Consider the following 23,228-nt stretch of genomic DNA (forward strand, 5'->3'; position numbering starts at 1 on the left):
CATACCACACTAATATTTTATGGCAAGCTACCAGGTAAACTGTATTGACAAACCCAAAGCATCAAGCACACACGAGCAAATAACCCACATCGGTTATTATGAATCATTAGACCGGCCAAGGGTAGTGATTTCCGTTGCCGAAGCCATAGCCCGTATCGAAGTCAACAGCCAGGCTTTTTATGTAAGCACCGAAAGAGGCAAAACCTATCTTACCGTAGTAAAACCCGAAAACGGTGGCAAAAAACATCTCCAATCTCTAATTGACAGGGCCGGTATCGATAACCTGCTGACGCTCGAAGAAGTTTAGATAGCAACGGTTAAAACCTTTCTCCTTTAACCTTTTCCCTTTCGCCTCAAAAAAATCTATTCCTTTTTATCAACAATGTACGAAGTAACCCTTTTCACCTTATCATTTTCCAGCTCATAAAAATCGGCATAGTACATAGCCATGTCTTTGCCATCTTTGTCTTTGCATTGAACAAGACCGTCAACAGCAGCTGTATTACCCTCTACTACAATATGATCTTTGGTTGATGAAACCATTTTTACATCTTCCATTCCGCCTAAAAATTGCTCCACTTCATTCTTCCCGTTCATAATAGTTACGGATGAGCCTTTCATAGTCCATTTTACGTCATCGGCAAAAAAACTTAGGATCTTTTCAACGTCATTATTATCAAACGCGTCGATAACATGCTGTACAATTTCTTTAGTTGCCATGATAGTTTGATTTTGTTTAAGATAAAGTTAAGCCTAATATGGCCTGGCGAAGAGGGGCAAAAATGCCATTATCGGGGTGCTATATGACTTATATGATTCAAAAAGTACAATTCTTCAATTGATATTATTCCATTGCAAATAACCTTCAAATCATTTCTATTATTTATATTGCCTCAAGATAACCAACCTTAACATGATCAATAAACAGCCGGTAGTTCAAAGCCCCAATACCTTCCTGAAAACTATATCAATAATCCACCTCGCTCTGATAGCCGGACAAATTATGTTTGCCGCAGTAACTTTCATGATAACTAACAAAACCACTACTGGGCAGCGCGATAACGTGTTTATTTATGTTGTACCCATAATGGCCTTTACTGGTCTTGCCGTAAGCAACATATTATTTAAAACAATGGTGAGCAAAATTGACGGCCAAAGTCCGTTGAAGACTAAACTCGCTGCTTATCAATCTGCATTGATCGTGAGGTTTGCTTTATTAGAGGGGCCTTCCCTTTTTGCTATTGTGAGCTTCATGCTAACCGGCAACCTGATTTTTTTGGGCATATCCGGAGCTATCATAGCCTACTTTATTTATCTGCGCCCGACAAAGCAAAAAATTGAAGATGATTTAAATTTAGGGTATGAGGAAAAGGCAGAACTTGATGGTACAGGTAAAGTTTATTGATGATGTATTAGACAAATGAGATCCAAGTTCAAATTTTGGCCTAAATTCCTTATACTGATGTGCCTGTTTTTGAGCTGCCTGATGTTTATTTATGTTTTCATTAATTTCGATATTCTTTTTGCTCACGGTAAGCCCCTTCATTTCCTAATATTTCCTTATATGATATTTAACTGGACTATCTGTAGTTTGATAGGGCATCAACTAAATCATAAAGCACATAAAATCATTATTAATGGTGACACGGTAATCAGGGTCCGCAACTTTGGATTTGGTTTGAAGAAAGTTTATAAAACAAGTGATATTGAAGGATTTTTGACCTATTCGATATCTGGCAAGAAAAATGCGAACGAATATCTATACCTGATTGCAGGCGATGAAAAGGTAGCGAAACTATCAACCTATTACCACCAAAACTATCAAGAACTAAAGCTGTCTATAGTTCAGCATCAGATCGAAAATTTGGCGAACGAACGTTGGACGATTTGGAAACATCTCACTGCATAATCAATTGGGGCTTTAATATAAATAACATTTATTTTGCCGGAGATATAACTCTAATTGGCCAATTCAATCTAATTCGAGAGATTTGTGTCGATCAACTCAAGCCTGATATATGTATCCCGAACTCATCAACCACATTAAAAGATACGTCCAGTTATCTGAGGCCGATGAGACAACCATTTGCCGGCATTTTGAGCCTAAGAACTTTAAAAAGAAGGAATTCATCTTAGAACCCGGCAAACTTTGTGCTGGTAACTATTTTGTAACCAAAGGCCTGGTGAGGCAATACTTTGTTAATAACAAGCTCAATGAGCAGATCATCCAGTTCGGTTTGGAAAACTGGTGGATAGCCGATCAAGACAGTCTTCTTAATCACCAGCCCGCCACAACCTATATCCAAGCCATTGAGGCTTCAGAAATGCTGTTGCTTACCGAAAAGAACCGTATAGCATTATTTGAAGCGGTTCCACAGATGGAAAGCTATTTCCGCGTCATGATGCAAAAAGCCTTTGTTGCATCGCAACGGCGTATTGGATACATTTTTAATCAAAACGACGAGGAGCGTTACCGGCATTTCACCAGCCTTTTTCCGGCCTTTGTACAGCGGGTACCCCAATATATGCTTGCTTCCTATTTAGGCTTCACCCCACAATTTTTGAGCAGGTTAAGGGCTAAAAAAATCTGATTTTCTTAAACTCAGTTCATTTTTTTAGGGCGTGTTTATCCCCAACTTTGTATTAACAAAAAAGAAAAAACATGAACCGCTTAAAAATAAACACCGCCGAACCAGCTGGATACAGGGCCATGATTGCCCTTGAAAAATACATTGAAAGCACCGAGTTAACCACCCGTCATAAAGACCTGATCAAGATCCGCGCTTCACAAATTAATGGCTGTGCTTACTGCGTGGATATGCACACTACAGATGCACGCAAAGCCGGCGAAACCGAACGCCGCATCTATAACATCAACGTTTGGCACGAATCACCTTTTTTTGATGAGCAGGAACGCGCTATCCTGGCCCTTACCGAAGAAGTAACACTGATCACTGGCCGCGTATCTGACGAAACCTATAAAAAAGCTGTTGAGTTGTTTGACGAAAAATATTTAGCGCAAGTAATTATGGCTATCATCACCATTAATGCCTGGAACCGCATTGGTGTAACTACCCAACTTCAGCCACCGCTTAATTAATCCTTTTAATTTTGTTGTTTTGATTTTAAGTCGCCTGCGTAGTACCGGGCGGCTTTGTTGTTAAATTAATAACTAATCTGCGCCCGAGGCCATCATTAACGCCACTTCATAAGTGCCTAAAACATTGGCCGGGTCGTTAGCTATAATTTCGCCGACCTGGGCTTCGTCATCAACAGCCAAAATCCCGAGACCATAAACGCCTTTCGGATCGAAAACCGGGCCAAAGATAAGCACCAGGCCTTCTTTCATTTTCCCTTTCAGATATTCGGAATGAGCTTGCATAATAACGCGTTCGTCATCGGTCATATCGTTAGGAAACGTTGGGCGGTTACCCACCAGCTTTATTACGAAATGCTTTTTCATCCTAATAAATTTAATAATTATTACTGAATGATGCAGCTGCGGGTGGTATCATGTGGTTGATAGTAAGATAAACTCCATCAGGGTAATATTTGATCCGAGGCCATTGTTATAACTGACAGAGCGGTTGAAGACTTACGAAGCTTTAAAAGCTTCGTAAGTCTGGATTTTAGAAGATGGTTACGTTGTATTATGTTAATTACTTCCTTTCCCAATTATCCGTACGGAAAGGCGAAGCTGGTAATCCAACGCCATTGTACAACGTACTTACCGGGTTATTGGCCCAGGCGTACCTTACGGCAACGGGGTTTGTAACATCCGGGCTGCCCACAATAACCTTATCACCTTTTATAACTGCGGTAGCCCAATGAAACTTCATATCCTCACCGGCTATGGCAAAACCCTGCATATTGTCGCCTCCCTGCGCTTTTAAACCGCCATCGGTATAATTAAAGCTTAATTCAATTTTATCACCATCAATTTTTTGTGATTTGTACATCGGCCCGGAATAGGGCTGTTTTTTATGATAGGTTTTATCAAGCGCGACCAATGCCAGCCTGCGGCCCACTTCCTGCTTATTTTTAGGATGGATATTATCGGCCTCACCAAGATCAATAGCTACGACCATGCCGGTGTTAGGCAGTTCAAGTGTTTGGGTTTGAGCTTCTCGTAATTCGGCCCAGCCGGAAGGAACAGGTTCGGTATCACGTTTTTGCCAGTTAGCTAATTGTACAAAGTAAAACGGAAAATTGCCTTCGTTCCAAATGTTACGCCAGCCGTTTATCATGCCCTCAAACAATTCTTTATACTGGCCCGACCTGCCTGTATTGGCTTCGCCCTGGTACCAGATAGCGCCACGGATAGCCATAGGTGTAAGCGGATTAATCATCGCATTATACAACACAGCCAAACGGTTCGGGTTATTGGCAACAGGCATTGGCGGCAGGCTTTTTATATTAAAACCTACTTTATAATCCCAGTTACCGGCTAAGGAGATCTTTTCGCCCGATGCTGATACCAACTGCATTTCGTCGGCGCCATACAGGCCGCCACCACCACCGCTGTCAAAAACCCGCACGGTGATCACCGACTCCCCGGCCTTAACCTTTGGAGCAGGAATAATGTAATTACGCGACTGTGTGTAACCATCCGTAGCGCCTATCTTTTCACCGTTAAAAAATGTTATTTCATTATCATCTATCTTACCCAGGCTAATCTTTACATCCTGCCCGGCCCAGGCTGCAGGAATGGTGATCTTTTTTCGGAACCAAACAACGCCATCGAAATCTCCTAAAGCGCCTTTTTCAAAAAACTGGGGCAGCAGCATGCTCCGCCAGCCGGCGGTATCAGGATTAAACGCATTATTATTGGTATACCCCAAATCGGCAGCGGCGGCAAGTTTGTTCCAAGCATCCATTTTTTGTGCAAAGGTTAATGGCGTTTCTGTTTTAGCAGATTCCTGCTGCTGCTTGATCTGTGCGCTGAAAACCGGGTTATTAGTAAGCGTGTTTTCATCGCTCCAGGCTTCGATCATAGTACCACCCCAATTTGAACTGATGAGGCCGATAGGAATTTTAACCCGTTTATTGATCTCCCTGGCAAAAAAATATGCTACCGACGAAAATTCGCCGATAGTTTGAGGCGAGCATACCATCCAGCCGTTATTGGCAACTTTTATATTAGTTTGCTGGGTAAGGCTCGTTGCCTGCGATACCTGTAACAAACGGATCTCCGGATAATTTGCGTTGGCTATTTCTTCTTTATAATTATTTACCTGGCCCCAACCGGCCACGGGCATTTCCATGTTCGACTGGCCGGAGCAAATCCACACCTCCCCTATCAATACATTATTTAAAACTACGGGCTCGCTACCATCAGTTATAGTAACCTGGTACGGCCCTCCGTACGACGGCGTCTTGATCTTCGTTTTCCAGTTACCATCAGCATCGGCAATGGTTGTGTAGGTTTTGTTGTTCCATGACGAGGTAATGGATACCGTTTTACCGGCATCGGCCGTGCCCCATATACCAGCCATGGTTTTTTGCTGCAAAACCATGTTATCACTAAAAACACCCGGCATGATCACTTTGGCAAATGCACCGGCATTAAGCAATAAGCTTCCGATTAGTATGGATAAACACTTTTTGAGGTTCATTAATTTAGATTTAATACTATAGTTTTTGATGAATTGACTGGCCCTAAAGTTAAGTGCTGTAATTGACAAATTAAAAACCGTCCTGGCAACATTTAACAAACAATTCAATTCTGTAAGGCTATGAACGCAGCATATAAAATACCTAAAAAGCGATTTGCATTTATAAGTTTCGAAGAATAATGTGAGAAAGCGCCTGGATAAAATAAGTTGGCCCGGAAGGGAATAAACAATGTGCTATCCCTGGCTAACACATTGTTTTTTAACTAAAACTGTATTTTACAATGAAAATACCCATTAAAGAACTATCGGGAATATCGTTAGGCAGCATTAAACGCTGCCTGCTATGTTTAAATTATACCGTAAATTTTTCAGCAAAAAACATCGTTAAACCAATCAACCGGACACAGCCGTTAACATCTTCATATTTCAAGAAGACGAATTTGATAGGGTTATTGTTACAGGATGGGATATTTTTTTCAATACTGATAAGTTTAGGGTTGATGCAAAACTAAACATTTCGTTAATAAAAAGATTAAGAAGGATGTAAAAAAGGTGTTTTTTACCTATTAATTAATATAAAGGTTATAAATTACTGTTACCGGCCCATGCAATTTGGCGGATATAACCGCATCTTTTTACCTCTTTAAAAGCCCGGCCATCATTAACCACGTTATAGCTTTTAGCTATCCGCTTATAGAATTAATTGATTGTGATTGTTGCTATTAACATCCTACTTTTATAAAACTTAATACCCAACGACGGTTTAAGCAGTCTATTCAATTTATAACTATAATTATGGAAAACGGATCAAATGACATCAGTAAATGCCCGTTTCACAACGGTACAATGAAGCACAACGTTGGCGGCGGCGGTACACGCAACCAAAATTGGTGGCCTAATCAGTTAAAGCTTAATATCCTTCGGCAGAATTCTTCATTATCAAACCCTATGGATGAAGATTTCAATTATGCTGAAGCCTTTAAAAGCCTCGACCTTGAAGCTGTAAAAAAAGACCTACACGCGCTTATGACCGATTCGCAGGATTGGTGGCCGGCAGATTTTGGCCATTATGGCGGCTTGTTTATCCGCATGGCCTGGCACAGTGCCGGCACCTATCGCGTAGGTGATGGCCGCGGAGGTGCCGGAGCAGGTTTACAACGTTTTGCCCCGCTCAACAGCTGGCCCGATAATGTGAGCCTTGATAAAGCCCGCAGGCTGCTTTGGCCCATTAAACAAAAATATGGCCGCAAAATTTCGTGGGCCGATCTGATGATCCTTGCCGGAAATATAGCGCTTGAATCAATGGGGTTTAAAACTTTTGGCTTTGCCGGTGGCCGTGAAGATGCCTGGGAAGCAGATGAATCTGTTTACTGGGGTTCAGAAACTACCTGGCTTGGCGGCGATGTGCGTTATGCACATGGCTCACCGGGTGTGAAGGAAGGTGATGGTGTACTGGTATCAGACGATGATGCTGATGGCGATGTTCATACACGGAACCTCGAAAAACCGCTTGCAGCCGTGCAAATGGGCCTAATTTATGTAAACCCCGAAGGCCCCGATGGCAATCCCGATCCTATCATGGCAGCTAAAGATATCCGGGATACCTTCGGCCGGATGGCGATGAATGACGAAGAAACCGTTGCGCTAATTGCAGGCGGCCACACTTTTGGCAAAACCCATGGTGCTGCATCTGCAGATAACGTAGGTAAAGAGCCTGAAGCTTCTGACATTGAATCGCAGGGCTTTGGCTGGCAGAATCGTTACGGCTCTGGGAAAGGAGCAGATACTATTACCAGTGGCCTGGAAGTAATCTGGACCACAACCCCTACCAAATGGAGCAATAACTTTTTCGAAAACCTGTTTGGCTTTGAGTGGGAACTAACTAAAAGCCCTGCAGGTGCTCACCAATGGGTAGCTAAAAACGCAGAAGCTATCATCCCCGATGCTTATGATGCTTCGAAAAAGCATTTACCAACCATGCTCACCACCGATCTTTCTTTAAGATTTGATCCTGCATATGAAAAGATATCAAGGCGATTCCTGGAAAACCCCGATCAGTTTGCTGATGCTTTTGCACGCGCATGGTATAAATTAACACACCGCGATATGGGCCCAAGAGCGCGTTACCTTGGTGCCGATGTGCCTGAAGAGGTACTACTTTGGCAAGACCCTATCCCCGCTGCTGATTATGCACCGATAGTTGAAAGTGACATTGTTGCTTTAAAGGGAAAGATCTTGGCATCAGGCTTAAGTGTACCTGAGTTGGTTTCAACAGCATGGGCTTCTGCTTCTACCTTCCGCGGTACTGATAAACGCGGTGGTATAAACGGTGGCCGCATTCGGCTGGCCCCGCAAAGGTACTGGCAGGTAAACAACCCTACCCAGTTGCAAAAAGTATTGAGCGTGCTTGAAGGCATCCAAAAAGAGTTTAACGGTGCTCAAACCGATGGTAAGAAAGTCTCACTGGCCGATCTGATTGCGCTGGCAGGAAGTGCTGCCGTTGAAAAAGCAGCGAAAGATGGGGGTCATAACATCACCGTTCCGTTCACTCCGGGCCGAACCGATGCTTCGCAGGAAGAAACCGATGTAGAATCATTTGGCTATCTTGAACCGGCAGCCGATGGCTTCCGCAACTACCGCAGGTCAAAATTTGCCGTATCAACCGAAGAATTGCTGATTGATAAAGCGCACCTACTCACCCTGACCGCTCCTGAGTTAACCGTATTGTTAGGTGGTCTGCGTGTATTGAACATTAATTTTGACGGATCGAAACATGGTGTATTCACCGCGCGCGAAGGTGTGCTTAGCAACGATTTTTTTGTAAACCTACTTGATATGGGCACTGCATGGAAAGCTACGGCTGCCGATAGAGAACTTTACGAAGGCAGCGACCGTACTACCGGTACAGTAAAATGGACAGCAACCCGTGCCGATCTGGTGCTGGGCTCCAACGCTGAATTAAGAGCTATTGCCGAAGTATACGGAAGTGCCGACGGACAAGACAAATTTGTAAAAGATTTTGTAGCTGCCTGGACCAAGGTGATGAACCTTGACAGGTTTGATCTGGCTTAATATCAAAGTGATGCTGTAAACAAATACAGTGTTGGAAAAAAATGGGTGTCATGTTAAGCCTGTCGAAGCATGGCGGGTAGGGCCTCTGCGCACGTCCTTCGACAAGCTCAGGATGGCAGTCCCTCTACACCTAATGTCATTTATGAATACACTGTTGGGCTATTATTCACATGTAATACATGTAAATAATAGCCCACAGTTTTTTAATTAAAAATCCGGGTAAACTTAAATAGCGCCCCCGGTTTGTCTTTAAATCAATTTATCGCTTTTAGCGTTGTGCTTTCTGCTTTGAGCTTCATTATATTAATTCCATATAACTATAGTCAACATTGGTTGTAATTGGCGAAAAGCGTCTCATCATCTCTTCTGCTTTAGTCACCATATTTTTTGAGCCGATGAAGATGCCTGTACGCTGATGCAGCTCGGTAACATCAAGATCTAAAATGCGTTGATACCCGTTACTGGCTTTTCCCCCAGCTTGTTCAATGATGAAAGCCATAGGGTTGCACTCATAAATTAAACGCAGTTTCCCTTTTGGATCGCTTGCATTTGCCGGGTAAATAAAAATCCCGCCTTTTATCATATTCCGGTGCAGGTCGGCCACCATCGATCCGATATACCTTGCCTTAAACGGCCTGTTTGTTGTTACATCCTCTACCTGGCAGTATTTGATATACTTTTTTACTCCGTCAGGGAAATGAGAATAATAGCCTTCATTTATAGAGTAAATTACCCCATCATCAGGGATTTGCATTTTGGGATGCGAGAGGCAAAATTCACCGAGTGAGGGGTCTAAGGTGAAACCATTCACCCCTTTCCCGGTAGTGTAAACCAACATGGTTGATGAACCATAGATTACGTACCCCGCTGCCACCTGCTCCGAGCCCCTTTGCAAAATATCCTTAATCGACGCCCGCCCGTCTGCTGTTTTTCTGCGGTAAATGGAAAAAATAGTGCCTACGCTCACATTTACATCAATGTTAGACGAGCCATCCAGGGGATCTATCGCAACGATATATTTAGCATTTTTTGAGATCTCACTGTCGATATCAATATATTCATCACTTTCTTCGGATACTACCACACAACATTCACCGCCGTGCTGTAGGGCCGAAATAAACTGTTCATTGGCAAAAACATCCAGCTTTTTCTGGCTTTCTCCCTGTATATTTACCGAACCGTTATCATGGGTCAGGTCAGCTAATCCAGCCCTGTTAACTTCCCTGTTAACAATTTTTGCCGCAATACCTATATCTCTCAGCAGCCTGGAAAGTTCGCCTTTGGCGTATGGAAATTCTGCTTGTTTTTCGATGATAAATTGGCCTAAAGTTTTTACCGCTTTCATATAAATAAAGTTTTAAGATTAGTACCGCTACCCGGATTGAGTAGCGGCTTTAGCGTTAGTTAATAAATCGTTCGTATCAGGCAGATAGGCACAGCCGTTTCGCCTCTTCAATTTCATCTTCTATCTTCTTGATAGCCATCACGGTTTTAAAAAACGAATCGGGAGTAACGGAGATGCTGTCAATCCCTTCTTCTACCAGGAACTGGGCAAAATCAGGATAATCGGATGGCCCCTGCCCGCAGATTCCCACTTTCACGCCTTTTTTCTTTGCAGTTTTTATTAACGATGAGATCATGAACTTTACCGCATCATTACGCTCGTTGTATAAGCCCGCCACTAAAGACAGAATCACGGTCGAGCCCCAGTACAAGCTGGGTTAGGTCGTTAGAGCCAATTGAAAAACCATCTACATGATCGGCAAATTGTTCGGCCAGGATCACGTTCGACGGAACTTCGGCCATCAGATAAACTTCAAGCCCGTTTTCACCGCGTTTCAGGCCATACTCGTTCATGGTTTCGTATACCAATGAAAGTTCATTCACTGTGCGGCAAAAAGGGATCATCACCACCACATTATCAAGGCCCATCATTTCGCGTACCTTCTTAATAGCTTTACATTCCATCCCAAAAGCATCTTTATATACTTTAGAATAGTACCTGGATGCTCCCCTCCAACCGATCATTGGATTTTCCTCATTCGGTTCGAAATACTTACCGCCGGGCATATTATAGTATTCATTGGTTTTAAAATCCGAGAAACGTACAATTACTTTATTGGGATAAAATGCAGCGGCTATCTTAGCTATTCCGTAGGATAACTTTTCAATAAAATAAGCTTCTTCACTCTCATAACCCAGCATAGCTTCCTCAATATGAGCGGTCAACGAAGCATCATTCAGGTTTCGGTGTTCGAGCAGGGCCAACGGGTGAATTTTTATATAATTATTGATAATAAATTCCTCCCTGGCAAGGCCTACACCCTTTCCTGGATAATGCGCATAATTAAATGCTATTTCAGGCGATCCGATATTCATCATCAGCGGGGTTTCAATTTCAGGCAGGTCATTAAGATCATGTTCCCGCTTAGTAAATGCTACTATGCCGCTGTAAATAATTCCGGCATCTCCTTCGGCGCATGAAGCGGTTATTTCATCACCGGTTTTTAGGATAGTGGTAGCGCATTCGCAGCCAACTATAGCCGGAACGCCTAACTCCCGGGCAACAATGGCAGCATGGCAGGTTCGCCCTCCTTTATTGGTGATGATAGCTGATGCTTTTTTCATTACCGGTTCCCAGTCAGGGTCGGTCATGTCGGTTACCATGATATCGCCGGGTAAAAAGTTGATTTCGTGGATATTTTGCTTCCCGATACCGGTGAGATTATGCACTTTACCTGTCGCTATTTTATCGCCAACAGCAATACCTTTCAGCAAGATCCTATCCGTTCTGTCCGGGTCATTAATACGAAATTCGGTAAGCAGGTTTACCTGCTTGCGTGAGTGAATAGTTTCGGGCCTTGCCTGCACTATAAACAGCCGGCCGGTGATCCCGTCTACAGCCCATTCAATGTCCATCGGGCACCATTTACCCTTCAATTTAGTGTAATAGGCCTCAATGATAATTACCCAATTACTCAATTGGATGATCTGATCGTCCGACAGGCAAAATCTTGAGCTTTCATCAACAGGAGTATCAACGACTCTTACAGCCTCTTCTACGGAATTGCCGTAAATCATCTTTATGTGCTTTTTGCCTAATTTCTTTTCAAGGATGGGCCTGAAACCGCTTTCAAGCAGCGGCTTATAAACGATAAACTCATCGGGATTAACCGATCCCTGTACCAGCATTTCGCCTAAGCCGTACGATCCGTTAATGATTACGGCATCTTTGAAACCACTTTCTGTATCTAACGAAAATGCAACCCCCGAAACGCCTTTATCTGAGCGCACCATTTTTTGAACACAAACAGAAAGGCCGACATTAAAGTGATCATAATTAAATGATTCCCGGTAGCTGATTGCCCTGTCGGTAAATAATGAGGCGAAACAATTTTTTATCGCTGTTAATAAGCTCTCTTCCCCTCTTATGTTTAAATAGGTATCCTGCTGGCCGGCAAATGATGCATCGGGCAGGTCTTCAGCAGTAGCCGATGAGCGGACTGCAACGTCGGCTGCGTTATCTGCATATTGGATCAGCAGATCCTTATAAGCTTCAAGGATCTCATTCTCCATAACAACAGAAAACCGGCCGTTTTGGATAAGCTTTCGTATTTTACTGCCACAGGATAACAGAACCTGCAAGTTGGACAGGTCTTTATCCTCAAGGATATCCCTGATCATTTTATCAAGCTGATTGTCTGCAATGAACTGGTAATAAGCCTTACTTGTTATGATAAATCCATCAGGAATATCAATACCAAACTGCGATATGTTCTGCATCATTTCTCCAAGCGATGCATTTTTACCTCCTACTAACTCAATGTCACTTATCGAAGCTTCAATAAGTTTCATAGTAAACTTCTTTTCCTTCATGGCTTAAATTTTATAAAACGAAGTTAGGCGCTTAACAAACTGCCCAATGCCTAAATATTCACAACAAGTAATACTATATTCATAACATATTGACTATTTTTAGCTTTTTATATCACTATAGTATAAAAATGAAAGATTTCTTTGAGCAGGTCCTGAAAGTCGACAATTCAGCTTTTACAATAGCCGAAGCAAAAACCTACCATGCTATCAATAACTTCCACAACCATCCCGAGCTGGAACTTATTTATATTATAAGTGGTGAAGGCACTTTTTCGATAGGAAATACTTCAAAAAGAATTTCAGGGGATACCATGATCATCATAGGCTGTAACGTGCCCCATATGTTTAAGTTTGAAACTAACCGCTACTATGATTACTCCATGAAAAGCGGTAAAATACCCAAACCGCTACAGTTGCTTACCCTTCATTTTGATCCCAATAAATTGGGAAGTACTTTCATGACGCTGCCAGAAAACAACCTGATAAACAATCTTTTAAATGGCACCAAGAATGGATTACTGATCAATGAAAATTCTAAAGCTGTTGCGGTCGACTTTATCCACCGAATAGAAAATTCGGCCAGGTATGAACAGCTTCCGTTATTGCTTCAACTGTTAAATAAAATTGCCGAGGGGGAACAGGTCTCAAACCTTGCCGGTGAAACGGAGAAGAAGATCTTTAACAGGATAGATGAAGTGCGGCTAACGAAGATCTATCTGTATACCATGGACAATTTTTACAAAGACATTAAGCTTAAGGAAATAGCAAACATCATACACATGGTACCGAAAGCATTTTGCCATTATTTTAAATTGCGTACCGGCCAAACCTATTTTGATTTTTTACTGACCGTAAGAATAGAAAACTCGTGTAAACTGATCAGGGAGACCAATGAAAATATAAATTCAATCAGCCGCGATTCGGGGTTTAACAACCTTTCAAACTTTAACAGGTATTTTAAATTAGCTACCGGGAGCACACCAATGGAATACCGGAGAAAATTCAGGGAGTTTTAGGATCATTAAAGCCCTTCTAAAAAACAAATGCAGGCTTTTTAGGGCCTGCGTTTGTTAAATAAATAATAGAACTAAATTAATAACCCGGATTTTGTACCAGTTTCGGGTTCAACTGCATTTCCGGTCTTGGGATCGGGAAAATGCGTTTATTAGGATCGGCATCTGTTTTTATACCCCATTTTTTCTCAAACTGACCAAAGCGGATCAGGTCATTACGACGCCACGTTTCCATAGAAAATTCGCGGCCCCGTTCATCTAAAATATCAGACAGTGTTACCGAAGTTAAAGGCGAAGCTTTTGCACGCGCCCTCACCTGGTTAACCAATGATAAAGGCGAATCGCCATTGGTTGCTGATGCGCCGCGTAAAATAGCCTCGGCTTTTTCAAGCAAAATATCAGCATACCTGAACATAGGCACATCATTGCCCTGGTTACGGTCATTACTTAAGCTATCCGGATAAAACTTATTGTTCCTGTAACCTTCTTCATTAGCAAGCTCATCATTACCGATGTCAAAAGTTGCCGGGTTTTTCCACACAATATCAGGTGTAAACTCTAACTGGTGGATCACTATATCATTTGGCTTAGGGCCGGAATAACTTGCATCCAGTCCGATATTAGTTGTTGTAATTAATATTGGAGAGCCATCATTGTTGTACTGCTTGCCAACTAAAAATTGTTTTTTACGGATATCGTTCGCGTCATTGAACAAGGCATAGTATTCTTTGTAAGTGTACACCGGCCCATCTGGCGTGTACGGCATTTTATACTTACTTTTCAGGTTAGGGTTCAGCGTCCAGCGTGCGTAGTACTGCCCCTGTGCCAAAATGCCGTCATAAGGTATGGCAAAAATAAAGTCTTTAACACCCGGGCCGTTATTAGGCTTAAACATGCCTAAATAATCTGCATCTAAACCATATTGACCGCTTTTTATAACGTTATCGCACATAGTAACAGCATCCTGATATCTTGGAGTGCCGATATAGTACTGCGCGTTCAAATACATTTTGGCAAGTATTGCATAAGCCAAACCTTTGGTCGGCCTGCCATAAGTAGTTACCCCTGCTGTCCCGCTCAGATCAGGAATTTGGGCAAGCAATTCACTTTCAATAAATGCAAACACTGCCGCCCTTGGCTGGGTGCCCAGGTTGGTGGTATCGCCAAAGGTTTTGCTGATAGGCACGTTACCAAACAGGTCCATCAGGTAAAAATATGACAGGGCGCGCATGGTTTTAATTTCGGCAATGGTTTGTTTTTTTGAATCGCTTTCGGGCGTAGGTGCCAATAACGACAATACCTGGTTACATAAACTGATGGTTCCGTAACCTCCCGACCAGCAAGTTTCGGTCATGCCGTTATCAGGCGTAACAGTGTGCAGGTTTACGGTTGAATAGGTACCGCCGTCAAGCCAGTTACCACCACGTGCAACAAGTACGCATTCATCGGTACTTAAATTTTGCAACAACCAGTATTGCCTGCCCGGCGCCCCGCGAAACGAGGTATAGATAGGCCCGGTAGCAGCTACATACTGCGCTGGTGTAGTAGGAAAGTTAGCCGTTGTAAGCGCCGATTTTGGCGTGATATCCAATTTAGTACAACCTGAAAGGTAAATTGCTCCTATAAACATGGCAATGAGGCCAGGTTTTATATATCTTTTTAAATTATTCATGTCTGTTAGGTTAAAATCTATTATAAATCAACTTGTACGCCGGCAAGGAAACTCCTTGTTTTTGGATAAAAATTATTGCTGTCTACCCCGATAAACTGGCCGCTTGCCTGGTTATCGATGTTTAAGTTCAATTCAGGGTCCACGCCTTTGTATTTGGTGATGATGAATAAATTGGTACCGGTAACATACAACCGGATGCCATGTACATAATTACCCGCAACATTTATTTTATAAGCCAGTGTAGCATTACTTAACCTGATAAATGCACCGCTTTCGAGATAACGTGTTGAATAATAATAGGCATTAACATCGGTACCCGGCTCGCTTAATGTTAAAGCAGGTACCCCATGTACCGAAGCCTGGGTAGGCTGGTTAAAGCTGGCTAATGATGCATTCATGATCTTGTTCCCACCCTGTCCCCTGAAAAAGAAGTTAAGGCTGAAGTTTTTATAGGTAAGATCATTACCAAAACCAAATGTGTATGTAGGTTGGGCATTGCCTGCATAAGTTTGATCGGTACTTTGAGGTGTTGTTGTTGGCTGGCCATTAGCACCCATGAAGGTAGATACACCATTGGTGCGACCAAGGTATTTCAGGGTGTAAAATTCGCCAAGCGGATAACCGGCCTCAATGATTGATGTTTTGATACCGCTTTGTCCGGGACCTTCCGGATCGCCTGCATATATTTTTGAAAGGTTTGGCGCCAGTGCAGTGATCTTATTTTTATTAAATGAGATATTGCCATAGCTGCTCCAGGTAAAATCTTTTGTTTTTATTGGCGTTCCGTTAAGGGCTATCTCAACACCTTTATTGGTCATACTACCTACGTTTTCAACTTTTGTATTTACAAAGTTGTTAATAAGCGACACCGGTACCGTGGTGATCATATCGGTTGTTTTTTTATTGTAGATATCAACCGAGCCGCCCAAACGTCCTTTAAATAAGGAAAAATCAACGCCGCCGTTTAACGTAGCCGTACTTTCCCATTTCAAATCAGGGTTTGGGTTTTGAGTTACACCAATTGCACCAATATAAGCGTTATTGTAATAAAAGCTACCGGTAGTGCCATAAAGCGTGAGGGGCGTATAAGGCGAGAAGCCTAATGAGTTACCGGTTTTACCATAGCCAACGCGCAATTTCAAATCATCAAATAAGGATTGAGATTTCATAAAGCCCTCGTCGATAACCCGCCATGCGGCCGAAGCAGCCGGGAAATACCCCCAGCGTTTATTAGTACCAAAGGCGTTTGAACCGTCACGTCGTAAAGATGCCTGTAAAAGGTATTTACCCCTGTAGCTATAATTAAGACGAGAGTAAAAGGATATCAAACGTAAAGTTTCGACGTTAACGTTACCATAATCAACCCGGTAGTTCCCGGAAGGCGTACCTAAACTAAGATTGTCTGAACCCGTAGCATCCGAAATAAATCCTTGATTGGTTGATTGAAAGCCATTCCCGGTGGTAGTTTGATCTATTGAATAGCCAAACAGGGCTTTAAAATCATGTTTATCGCCCCATTTATGAGCATAGGTCAAATAGTTTTCAAACAACTTTTTGTTATCCTCATAAGTTGAACGGATGGCTTTGCCGTTGAGGCCAGGTGCCAGCTCTGATGCAGAGTTGTAATAAGTATTATTGTCGGTATTTGTTTCCTGGTAAGCTAAGTTAAAATTGTAAAGCAGGCCGGCAGGCAGTATCAACTCACCGCGTATATTACCCAGCAACAAGTTAACTTTTTGTTTGTAGCTATCGTTAGTAATAAGCCCTACCGGGTTATAACCTAATTTTAAAGTAGGATCGTTGTAAAAAGTACCATCAGGATTATAAATAGTACGTGTTGGTAAATATTGAACTATTGATTTAAACAAGCCGGGGCTTTGTCCGTTTGCAGATGACAGCGGGATATCATTAACTAACAAATTGGCGTTAGTTACCGAATTGCTTAATGAAAAGTCCAGTTTCAGTTTATCATTCAACGCTTTTTGGGTGATATTAAGCCTACCTATAACACGCTTCATATCGCTGCTTTTAACGATACCCTGATTTTGCAGGTAGTTTATGCTTCCGTTATAAGTAGTTTTATCGGTACCGCCGCCAAAAGACAGGTTATGGTTTTGAGAGAAACCTGTACCACGTTCAACAGCTTTTTGCCAGTCGGTATTGCCACCGTTGTCATTCGCAGGGGTAAAACTTTGTCCGTTAGCTTTTACATAGGCCCTTAACTGGTCGGCGCTGGCAACTTTAAACTGGTTAGATACTTTCTCAAATGATCCGTATCCGTTATAAGTCATCCTTAACTGACCTGCTTTTGCCCTTTTGGTAGTAACGATAATTACACCATTGGTAGCCCTGGTTCCGTAAATTGCCGCTGCCGAAGCATCCTTCAACACATCTATCGAAGCAATATCTGATGGAGCCAATAGGTTAAAATCGGCGCCGGGCACGCCGTCAATTACATAAAAAGGCACAGACGCTGCGCCAGCCCTTATTGAAGATGGACCGCGCAGTGTTACCGAAGCTTTACCATTAGGGTTACCATCGTTGGTGATATTTAAACCGGCTACTTTACCTTCTAACAGATCAGCAGGAGTTGCAACAACACCGGCATTAAATTGCTCGGCTTTTACAGTTGCAATAGCGCTGGTCAATTCCTTTTTGGTAGTAGTACCATAACCAATTACTACAACGGTAGATAACGAGTTTGCCGAAGGCAGTAAAATTACTTTTATAGATGTTTGTTTGCCTACGGCTATTTTTTGAGTTTCAAAGCCTATGTAAGAAAACACCAGTACAGCTTTTTCGTTGGCAACCTGCACCCTGAATTTACCATCTATATCGGTTACCGCACCTGTTGCAAGGCCTTCTATTTTAACAGAAACACCTATTAAGGGCTGGCCTTTATCATCTACTACAGATCCGGTAACAATAACAGGCGGCGGGAGCTCGATCTTCTTCTCTACCGGTGGCTTTGGGGCGGGTTTAACCAGCAAACTTCCTTCAACTTCGGTATAAGTAAACTGGTTATCTAATAAAACTTTTTCAAAACAGCCTCCAGCTTTTCGTTATGAGCTGTAAGGGTTACTTTAACATCGCTTTCAATGTTATTCCCGGTGTACATGATCCGTACGCCGGTACTGGCTGAAATCCGCTCCAGTGCATCAGCAAGAGGGGTATTTTTTAATTTAACGGTAACTGGCTTTTCCAGCACGCTTTGTCCGTATGAATTATCAGCCATGGCAATGGTTGACAGGGAACAGACTACTAATAAAATGATCGCATTAATTTTCATAACAAATGTTATGGCTCGAAAGACTCTTTCGGGTATGTTTATTTTCATATTTTTGCTATATTAAAGTGTTATAGGTCAAGCTGGAACGTGCTGCGGTTGTGAGAGGCCCTGTGCATGGTCCATTAAAAAATCTTTACATTTTATTCCTCCAAAACTGGCCCGGCCATTTTGGAGGATCATTTCTCTTTTTCCTTGGTTCAACTCATAGCAATTTCATTTTTTTAGGTTGTCAAACATTTATTTGTTTTTATAATTGGTATATCAGGTACATTAATTACAGCCTTTGCCCTTTAACGTATAAGCATCGCCTGCCTTTTTAAAATGGGCATTTATAAGGGCCTCGGTCAGCTTCAATACTTTTTCTAATGGCATATTGTTAAAATCGGCGTATAACGTACAGTTCAATAAATTTTTGTCGGCTCTGATTGTTACATTATATTTTCGCTGCACATCGGCCAAAACATCAAACAGGGGGTATTATGGTATTGCAGCTTACCCTGCTGCCAGCTGACCACCGACGAGGCATCATTTATTTTTTCGGTAAGCACTGTTTGGCTGGTTTTGTTATAAACCATTTGCATATTCGCTGTGAGTAATACAGCAGGATGTTTTGAGGCCGTTGGAACAACTCCTACTTTTCCGCTTACCACGGTGATCTTAACCGATTTATCTTCGGTATAAGCTTTAACATTAAAGCTGGTACCTAAAACAGTGGTTTTAATTTTACCCGAGTGAATAACAAACGGTTTACTGCTATCGTGCGCCACTTTAAAGAAAGCCTCGCCTGTAAGTGTAACCTCCCGCGTTTTCTCTTTAAACTTATCCGGGTACTTTAAACTACTGCCGGCATTAAGGCAAATGCTCGTACCATCAGGTAAAGTGATCAGTTTAATTTCGCCGTTTAGTGCCACCGTTTCCTGGTAAGTAACAGGGTTCAACCAGTTGTCCAACTGTTTTCTGAAGATATAGCCGGCACTAAAAATAGCGGTTACAGAGGCGGCAACGGCCAGCTTTACCAGCAAACGCCAAAGAGGAAACACCTTTCTGGGCGGAGGCTTAATTATACGCTGATGGATATTGTTAAGTATCTGATCAGATGCCTCTCCACTCAGAGAGATCTTCTTTTCCAGAGCATCCTTACTGAAACCTTCAAGCGCTATAAGATATAATTCTGAAACATCTCCTTGCAGGTATTCGGCAAGCCAGCGCCTGTCCTCAGGAGTTAAATTCTCGGTATTATAAAGCCTTTCTAAGCGTTTGACTATAGTTTCCACAAGCTATTTTTATATAAATACGCCGGGAGCTTTAAAACGGGGGGATGGGTTTACAATTATTTTTAAGAAAAATAAAAACTCATAAAATTGAGCTGCATTTAATTTTTTTCACAGCCACATTATTGTCATCAATGTACTGCAGCCCTTGTGTTAACTTACTTAAATACTACCTTTATCATCAATAAATAGCTAAATAATTACCTCTGTATGAAAAATGCCTGGACAGAAAAATGGGACCAACGATATGCCGAAGAAGAATTTGCCTATGGTGAACAGCCTAATAATTTTCTACAACAACAACTGTCACTTTTAAAACCCGGCAAAATTCTTTTCCCTGCAGAAGGCGAAGGGCGCAATGCTGTTTTTGCCGCCGGGCTTGGCTGGGCAGTTTCTGCATTCGATATAAGTGTTGAGGGACAAAAGAAAGCCCTGAAACTTGCAGAACAAAAACAGGTAGCTATTGATTATCAGGTTGGAGAGTTGCAGGAGCTCAACTATACAGCGGGGCAATTTGACGTGATCGCCTTGATTTATGCGCACTTTCCTCCCAACATCAAATCACTTGTACATCAAAGCCTTAATAAATATTTAAACGTCGGAGGGCTTATCATTTTTGAGGCTTTTAGTAAAAGTCACCTTGACTACCTTGCAAAAGATGAAAAAATGGGCGGTCCGAGAGATATCGAATCACTATTTTCTTTAGAGGAAATTAAAACAGATTTTAATAATTACGAGATTTTAGAACTTCTGGAAACGGCGATCCATTTAAATGAAGGGCCTTATCACAGCGGACAAGGCTCGGTTATCAGGTTTGTAGGAAGAAAGAAATTAGTTGGAGCAATTGTTTAAAATAAATCCCCATCATCAATTTGTTCCAATCCAATAACAAACCATTATAACTCCTGCGGTTTTCCATTCGGCCTGGTGTTCTTTTATGTGGTTTTTAACTGCCACAACCGCATGTCCGAGGTATTCCTTAACAGTATGTTTAGAAAGGTTCAATTTCTCGGCAGCTTCTTCATAGGTTTTCCCTTCCAATTTGCAAAGGGTAAATACCTTTTTTCGCTGCGGCGATAATTGGTTAATAGCTTGTTGTAATAAATAATATTGCTCATCCATTAACTGTACGTCGCCGTTATCGGTTTCCATTTCAGCAAAAGGCATGGTGTTAACAACAGCCGTTTCGCGTACTTTTTTGCGGAGATAGGAGATGGATTTATTGAAGCTCAATACAAATAACCAGCCGCTTACCGATTGATCGGGGTTAATATCAGCCCGTTTTTCCCATAGGGCAACAAAAATATCCTGCAAAATATCCCGGGCGATATCATCGTCCTTAGTGAGTTTGAATATGTTACGATAAATAGCCTGATGATACTTTTGATAAAGCATATCAAATGCACCGATGTCATCATCGTGTAAGCGAAACACTAAATCTTTATCTCCATTTGAATCCATAAAAAACTGATAATTATTTATTTATTCTTTAATCAACAGGCAGGAATTATTGTTAAAAGTACAACTATTTTTCAATCAACGAAGCCACGCCATGGCAGCGCCATTAATTATTTATTTAGTAACAGGCAGGAGGTTTATGGCCTTTTGTAAAGTTTGACCCAGACTATAAACTTATTTTTTATAGCCTGGGCTAAACAGGTAACTGGAATGACCAATATATAAAAACGGGACTAAAACTACAGCCCGTTAAATTACAATTTAACTGTTGCAGGCAGATATTTGGCAATCAGATCCTCATAATAAGGTTTTAACTCGGATACTACTGGCGGTTTCGGGCTTTTAGAGTACAGATCGTACGGATTAAATTTATCAACCCATTTAAACATCTCCTGGTCATGCGCATTCAACAAATGGTCATACGCTTTTTCGCGGTGCTGTGAGTAAAATGAGTGATAGCGGATCATGTACAAAGCTTCTTCGGGCAGGTAATCTTTGGTGATATGGTACAGGTACTCATCATGTCCCCATGACATATGCACATTTTCGAGCCCGCATTGATGAGTATAAACGCCATATTTGGTATTGTAACGCTCATCGTAGCTATCAGGATTTGCGGCAAAAAATTCCGGGTAAACTATCTTATCCGAAAATTTACAGCCCACCGGGAACGTGTCGCCCACTACATTCCATTGCGGTTCGCCAAAAAGGCAAAGTACCTTGCCTAAATCATGTATAAAGCCTGTTAATACAAACCAATCCGGGTGTCCATCGGCGCGGATAGCCTCAGATGTTTGCAGTAAATGCTGCAGCTGATCAAGCGAGATATCCGGATCCGATTCATCAACCAGTGTGTTCAGGTATTCCATTGCCGACCACCATGGCATCTCCTTTTTATCAAACTGTAAAAAGTTGGCCTTTTTGGCCAATACATTGCCATAGGTTTGATAAGTATGGTTAAGCCTGTAAAATTCCCGCACCGGGTTATTTTCATCGTCGTTATAAACCCTGAACTCCTCTTTGGCCTTTTCGGTACCTGGTTCCGGGTACCTGCTCAATACATCATCTTCCCATACGTCAAGACTCGGCAATGGCGATATCTCTTTTTCAGTTAACTTTTCCATACTGTAAAGCTTTTATTAAATATTAAGCACCTTGATATTTATTGCGCTCCCAAACCAAATACCACAGAAAAATCCAATTAATTATTGCGGCTTTACGTTTTACTGGAGCTGCAATTCAATGCTCCGTTTAGTTTTATAATGATTAAATTTTGATAAAAAAAACGGTCCTTTTATATTAAATGCAATATTTATTTACGTAAACGATTAAGTTACACTAACGTTAAAAGCCGCACGCACGACCTTAAAAGCCCTTAAATTGATTTAGCAAGGCTGATTCCTGATGTGAAATGAAATTACCTCTTAACGATCTTATTTTTACTCGTTCCGGGAATCTGAATGCCTTTAACCGAAGATTTGCTTACCCCGTTAAATACAACCACCGGCAACGATTTAACCTGCGGTATTTTTAGGCCATTAATAGTCAACCTATCCACATCATCAAACACACCGGCAGCCCTGAAATCATTCCCCAGGCAGCTAAGAGTTACATTTTTAAACGTTACCCCTTCTGCATGCCGTGCGTAAAAACCCCAGGCCGGCAATTCTCCAAACATGGAAAACTCGGGATAATCACGCGGGTTTTCCGGGATCTTTGTCAATGAATCGAGGCTAACGTTCGCCACAGCTTTGCTGGCATCACCATGATACACTATCTTAATATTTTCAAGCGTTACATTTTTAACCGGGTGACCAGGCAAGCCCGCAATTGACGAAGGAAAGGTATTATGGTTTCCTTTAACTAAAGGCCCTTCCATCGGGTAACCTTTATCGGGTTTTCCTTTAGGTACATCTACAGTTACATTACTGATGCGGATACCATTGATGCGGCTCACTACAG

22 protein-coding genes are annotated in these 23,228 nt (G+C 42.0%); 8 read left to right on the top strand and 14 right to left on the bottom strand.

Annotated features, from left to right (window positions below):
- Positions 1–19: 19 nt before the first annotated feature.
- Positions 20–307 carry a DUF3892 domain-containing protein gene (locus ACRQ5D_RS00525; protein WP_091175009.1) on the top strand — a complete coding sequence of 96 codons (288 nt, stop codon included), beginning with the start codon at positions 20–22 and terminating at the stop codon, positions 305–307.
- Between the two features lie 56 nt (positions 308–363).
- On the opposite strand, the gene ACRQ5D_RS00530 is transcribed toward ACRQ5D_RS00525, so the two are convergent.
- Positions 364–720 carry a nuclear transport factor 2 family protein gene (locus ACRQ5D_RS00530; protein WP_091175007.1) on the bottom strand — a complete coding sequence of 119 codons (357 nt, stop codon included), beginning with the start codon at positions 718–720 and terminating at the stop codon, positions 364–366.
- A gap of 193 nt (positions 721–913) precedes the next feature.
- On the opposite strand from ACRQ5D_RS00530, the gene ACRQ5D_RS00535 reads away from it, so the two are divergent.
- The 4 genes from ACRQ5D_RS00535 to ACRQ5D_RS00550 all read left to right on the top strand — a co-directional run bounded on the left by ACRQ5D_RS00535 (position 914) and on the right by ACRQ5D_RS00550 (position 3,100).
- Positions 914–1,405 (top strand): hypothetical protein, encoded by a 492-nt coding sequence (locus tag ACRQ5D_RS00535; RefSeq protein ID WP_091175004.1) that lies wholly within the window; start codon positions 914–916, stop codon positions 1,403–1,405.
- Between the two features lie 159 nt (positions 1,406–1,564).
- Positions 1,565–1,909, top strand: coding sequence for a hypothetical protein (locus tag ACRQ5D_RS00540; protein WP_129571323.1), 345 nt, complete (start codon positions 1,565–1,567; stop codon positions 1,907–1,909).
- Positions 1,910–2,018: 109 nt separating this feature from the next.
- Positions 2,019–2,591, top strand: a complete 573-nt coding sequence (locus tag ACRQ5D_RS00545) for a Crp/Fnr family transcriptional regulator (RefSeq protein ID WP_091174998.1) — start codon at positions 2,019–2,021, stop codon at positions 2,589–2,591.
- Positions 2,592–2,662: 71 nt separating this feature from the next.
- The gene (locus tag ACRQ5D_RS00550; protein ID WP_091174995.1) at positions 2,663–3,100 is read left to right on the top strand and encodes a carboxymuconolactone decarboxylase family protein; all 438 of its coding nucleotides are present in this window, start codon (positions 2,663–2,665) and stop codon (positions 3,098–3,100) included.
- 72 nt (positions 3,101–3,172) lie between these two features.
- Here ACRQ5D_RS00550 and ACRQ5D_RS00555 read toward each other — a convergent pair whose 3' ends face one another.
- Both ACRQ5D_RS00555 and ACRQ5D_RS00560 read right to left on the bottom strand, forming a co-directional pair.
- The gene (locus ACRQ5D_RS00555) at positions 3,173–3,463 is read right to left on the bottom strand and encodes a YciI family protein (protein WP_091174992.1); all 291 of its coding nucleotides are present in this window, start codon (positions 3,461–3,463) and stop codon (positions 3,173–3,175) included.
- Positions 3,464–3,659: 196 nt separating this feature from the next.
- Positions 3,660–5,615 carry a sialate O-acetylesterase gene (locus ACRQ5D_RS00560; protein WP_091175178.1) on the bottom strand — a complete coding sequence of 652 codons (1,956 nt, stop codon included), beginning with the start codon at positions 5,613–5,615 and terminating at the stop codon, positions 3,660–3,662.
- Between the two features lie 795 nt (positions 5,616–6,410).
- On the opposite strand from ACRQ5D_RS00560, the gene katG reads away from it, so the two are divergent.
- Entirely contained in the window at positions 6,411–8,687 is a 2,277-nt protein-coding gene (gene katG / locus ACRQ5D_RS00565; protein ID WP_091174987.1) for a catalase/peroxidase HPI, read from the top strand.
- A 298-nt stretch (positions 8,688–8,985) separates the two neighbouring features.
- Here katG and fbp read toward each other — a convergent pair whose 3' ends face one another.
- The 3 genes from fbp to ppsA form a co-directional block, all read right to left on the bottom strand.
- Positions 8,986–10,032, bottom strand: coding sequence for a class 1 fructose-bisphosphatase (fbp, locus tag ACRQ5D_RS00570; protein WP_091174985.1), 1,047 nt, complete (start codon positions 10,030–10,032; stop codon positions 8,986–8,988).
- A 76-nt stretch (positions 10,033–10,108) separates the two neighbouring features.
- Positions 10,109–10,384, bottom strand: coding sequence for a putative PEP-binding protein (locus ACRQ5D_RS00575; RefSeq protein WP_432328306.1), 276 nt, complete (start codon positions 10,382–10,384; stop codon positions 10,109–10,111).
- Positions 10,344–12,563 (bottom strand): phosphoenolpyruvate synthase, encoded by a 2,220-nt coding sequence (gene ppsA, locus ACRQ5D_RS00580; RefSeq protein WP_432328307.1) that lies wholly within the window; start codon positions 12,561–12,563, stop codon positions 10,344–10,346. Before ppsA ends, ACRQ5D_RS00575 begins: the two co-directional genes overlap by 41 nt.
- Before the next feature lie 128 nt (positions 12,564–12,691).
- On the opposite strand from ppsA, the gene ACRQ5D_RS00585 reads away from it, so the two are divergent.
- On the top strand, positions 12,692–13,579 hold the full coding sequence (locus ACRQ5D_RS00585; protein ID WP_091174981.1) for an AraC family transcriptional regulator: 888 nt from the start codon (positions 12,692–12,694) through the stop codon (positions 13,577–13,579).
- 76 nt (positions 13,580–13,655) lie between these two features.
- Here the strand turns inward: ACRQ5D_RS00585 and ACRQ5D_RS00590 are convergent, their stop codons facing one another.
- The 5 genes from ACRQ5D_RS00590 to ACRQ5D_RS00610 all read right to left on the bottom strand — a co-directional run bounded on the left by ACRQ5D_RS00590 (position 13,656) and on the right by ACRQ5D_RS00610 (position 19,811).
- Positions 13,656–15,248, bottom strand: coding sequence for a RagB/SusD family nutrient uptake outer membrane protein (locus ACRQ5D_RS00590; protein WP_090527961.1), 1,593 nt, complete (start codon positions 15,246–15,248; stop codon positions 13,656–13,658).
- Between the two features lie 20 nt (positions 15,249–15,268).
- Entirely contained in the window at positions 15,269–18,238 is a 2,970-nt protein-coding gene (locus ACRQ5D_RS00595) for a SusC/RagA family TonB-linked outer membrane protein (protein ID WP_432328310.1), read from the bottom strand.
- 35 nt (positions 18,239–18,273) lie between these two features.
- On the bottom strand, positions 18,274–18,537 hold the full coding sequence (locus ACRQ5D_RS00600) for a hypothetical protein (RefSeq protein WP_432328312.1): 264 nt from the start codon (positions 18,535–18,537) through the stop codon (positions 18,274–18,276).
- Between the two features lie 270 nt (positions 18,538–18,807).
- Entirely contained in the window at positions 18,808–18,987 is a 180-nt protein-coding gene (locus ACRQ5D_RS00605) for a DUF4974 domain-containing protein (protein ID WP_431198947.1), read from the bottom strand.
- The gene (locus ACRQ5D_RS00610; protein ID WP_431198948.1) at positions 18,966–19,811 is read right to left on the bottom strand and encodes a FecR family protein; all 846 of its coding nucleotides are present in this window, start codon (positions 19,809–19,811) and stop codon (positions 18,966–18,968) included. The genes ACRQ5D_RS00605 and ACRQ5D_RS00610 overlap by 22 nt, the downstream gene beginning before the upstream one ends.
- A gap of 207 nt (positions 19,812–20,018) precedes the next feature.
- On the opposite strand from ACRQ5D_RS00610, the gene ACRQ5D_RS00615 reads away from it, so the two are divergent.
- Positions 20,019–20,660, top strand: a complete 642-nt coding sequence (locus ACRQ5D_RS00615) for a class I SAM-dependent methyltransferase (protein ID WP_091174974.1) — start codon at positions 20,019–20,021, stop codon at positions 20,658–20,660.
- 15 nt (positions 20,661–20,675) lie between these two features.
- Here the strand turns inward: ACRQ5D_RS00615 and ACRQ5D_RS00620 are convergent, their stop codons facing one another.
- From ACRQ5D_RS00620 to ACRQ5D_RS00630, 3 genes are all read right to left on the bottom strand, one after another.
- A complete protein-coding gene (locus tag ACRQ5D_RS00620) occupies positions 20,676–21,269 on the bottom strand; it encodes an RNA polymerase sigma factor (RefSeq protein WP_090527972.1) in 594 nt (197 codons plus the stop codon).
- Positions 21,270–21,520: 251 nt separating this feature from the next.
- Positions 21,521–22,390, bottom strand: a complete 870-nt coding sequence (locus ACRQ5D_RS00625; RefSeq protein ID WP_090527975.1) for an inositol oxygenase family protein — start codon at positions 22,388–22,390, stop codon at positions 21,521–21,523.
- A gap of 293 nt (positions 22,391–22,683) precedes the next feature.
- On the bottom strand, positions 22,684–23,223 hold the full coding sequence (locus ACRQ5D_RS00630; RefSeq protein ID WP_431198951.1) for a hypothetical protein: 540 nt from the start codon (positions 23,221–23,223) through the stop codon (positions 22,684–22,686).
- Positions 23,224–23,228: the final 5 nt, after the last annotated feature.

The organism is Mucilaginibacter sp. P25 (assembly GCF_050859465.1).
Classification (GTDB): Bacteria; Bacteroidota; Bacteroidia; order Sphingobacteriales; family Sphingobacteriaceae; genus Mucilaginibacter; species Mucilaginibacter gossypii.

What these genes read in the sequence shown, in the direction of transcription:
- ACRQ5D_RS00525 (WP_091175009.1), top strand. Translation starts at nt 20, where the DNA reads ATGGCAAGCTACCAGGTAAACTGTATTGACAAACCCAAAGCATCAAGC.
- ACRQ5D_RS00530 (WP_091175007.1), bottom strand. Translation starts at nt 720, where the DNA reads ATGGCAACTAAAGAAATTGTACAGCATGTTATCGACGCGTTTGATAAT.
- ACRQ5D_RS00535 (WP_091175004.1), top strand. Translation starts at nt 914, where the DNA reads ATGATCAATAAACAGCCGGTAGTTCAAAGCCCCAATACCTTCCTGAAA.
- ACRQ5D_RS00540 (WP_129571323.1), top strand. Translation starts at nt 1,565, where the DNA reads ATGATATTTAACTGGACTATCTGTAGTTTGATAGGGCATCAACTAAAT.
- ACRQ5D_RS00545 (WP_091174998.1), top strand. Translation starts at nt 2,019, where the DNA reads ATGTATCCCGAACTCATCAACCACATTAAAAGATACGTCCAGTTATCT.
- ACRQ5D_RS00550 (WP_091174995.1), top strand. Translation starts at nt 2,663, where the DNA reads ATGAACCGCTTAAAAATAAACACCGCCGAACCAGCTGGATACAGGGCC.
- ACRQ5D_RS00555 (WP_091174992.1), bottom strand. Translation starts at nt 3,463, where the DNA reads ATGAAAAAGCATTTCGTAATAAAGCTGGTGGGTAACCGCCCAACGTTT.
- ACRQ5D_RS00560 (WP_091175178.1), bottom strand. Translation starts at nt 5,615, where the DNA reads ATGAACCTCAAAAAGTGTTTATCCATACTAATCGGAAGCTTATTGCTT.
- katG (WP_091174987.1), top strand. Translation starts at nt 6,411, where the DNA reads ATGGAAAACGGATCAAATGACATCAGTAAATGCCCGTTTCACAACGGT.
- fbp (WP_091174985.1), bottom strand. Translation starts at nt 10,032, where the DNA reads ATGAAAGCGGTAAAAACTTTAGGCCAATTTATCATCGAAAAACAAGCA.
- ppsA (WP_432328307.1), bottom strand. Translation starts at nt 12,563, where the DNA reads ATGAAGGAAAAGAAGTTTACTATGAAACTTATTGAAGCTTCGATAAGT.
- ACRQ5D_RS00585 (WP_091174981.1), top strand. Translation starts at nt 12,692, where the DNA reads ATGAAAGATTTCTTTGAGCAGGTCCTGAAAGTCGACAATTCAGCTTTT.
- ACRQ5D_RS00590 (WP_090527961.1), bottom strand. Translation starts at nt 15,248, where the DNA reads ATGAATAATTTAAAAAGATATATAAAACCTGGCCTCATTGCCATGTTT.
- ACRQ5D_RS00600 (WP_432328312.1), bottom strand. Translation starts at nt 18,537, where the DNA reads ATGAAAATTAATGCGATCATTTTATTAGTAGTCTGTTCCCTGTCAACC.
- ACRQ5D_RS00615 (WP_091174974.1), top strand. Translation starts at nt 20,019, where the DNA reads ATGAAAAATGCCTGGACAGAAAAATGGGACCAACGATATGCCGAAGAA.
- ACRQ5D_RS00620 (WP_090527972.1), bottom strand. Translation starts at nt 21,269, where the DNA reads ATGGATTCAAATGGAGATAAAGATTTAGTGTTTCGCTTACACGATGAT.
- ACRQ5D_RS00625 (WP_090527975.1), bottom strand. Translation starts at nt 22,390, where the DNA reads ATGGAAAAGTTAACTGAAAAAGAGATATCGCCATTGCCGAGTCTTGAC.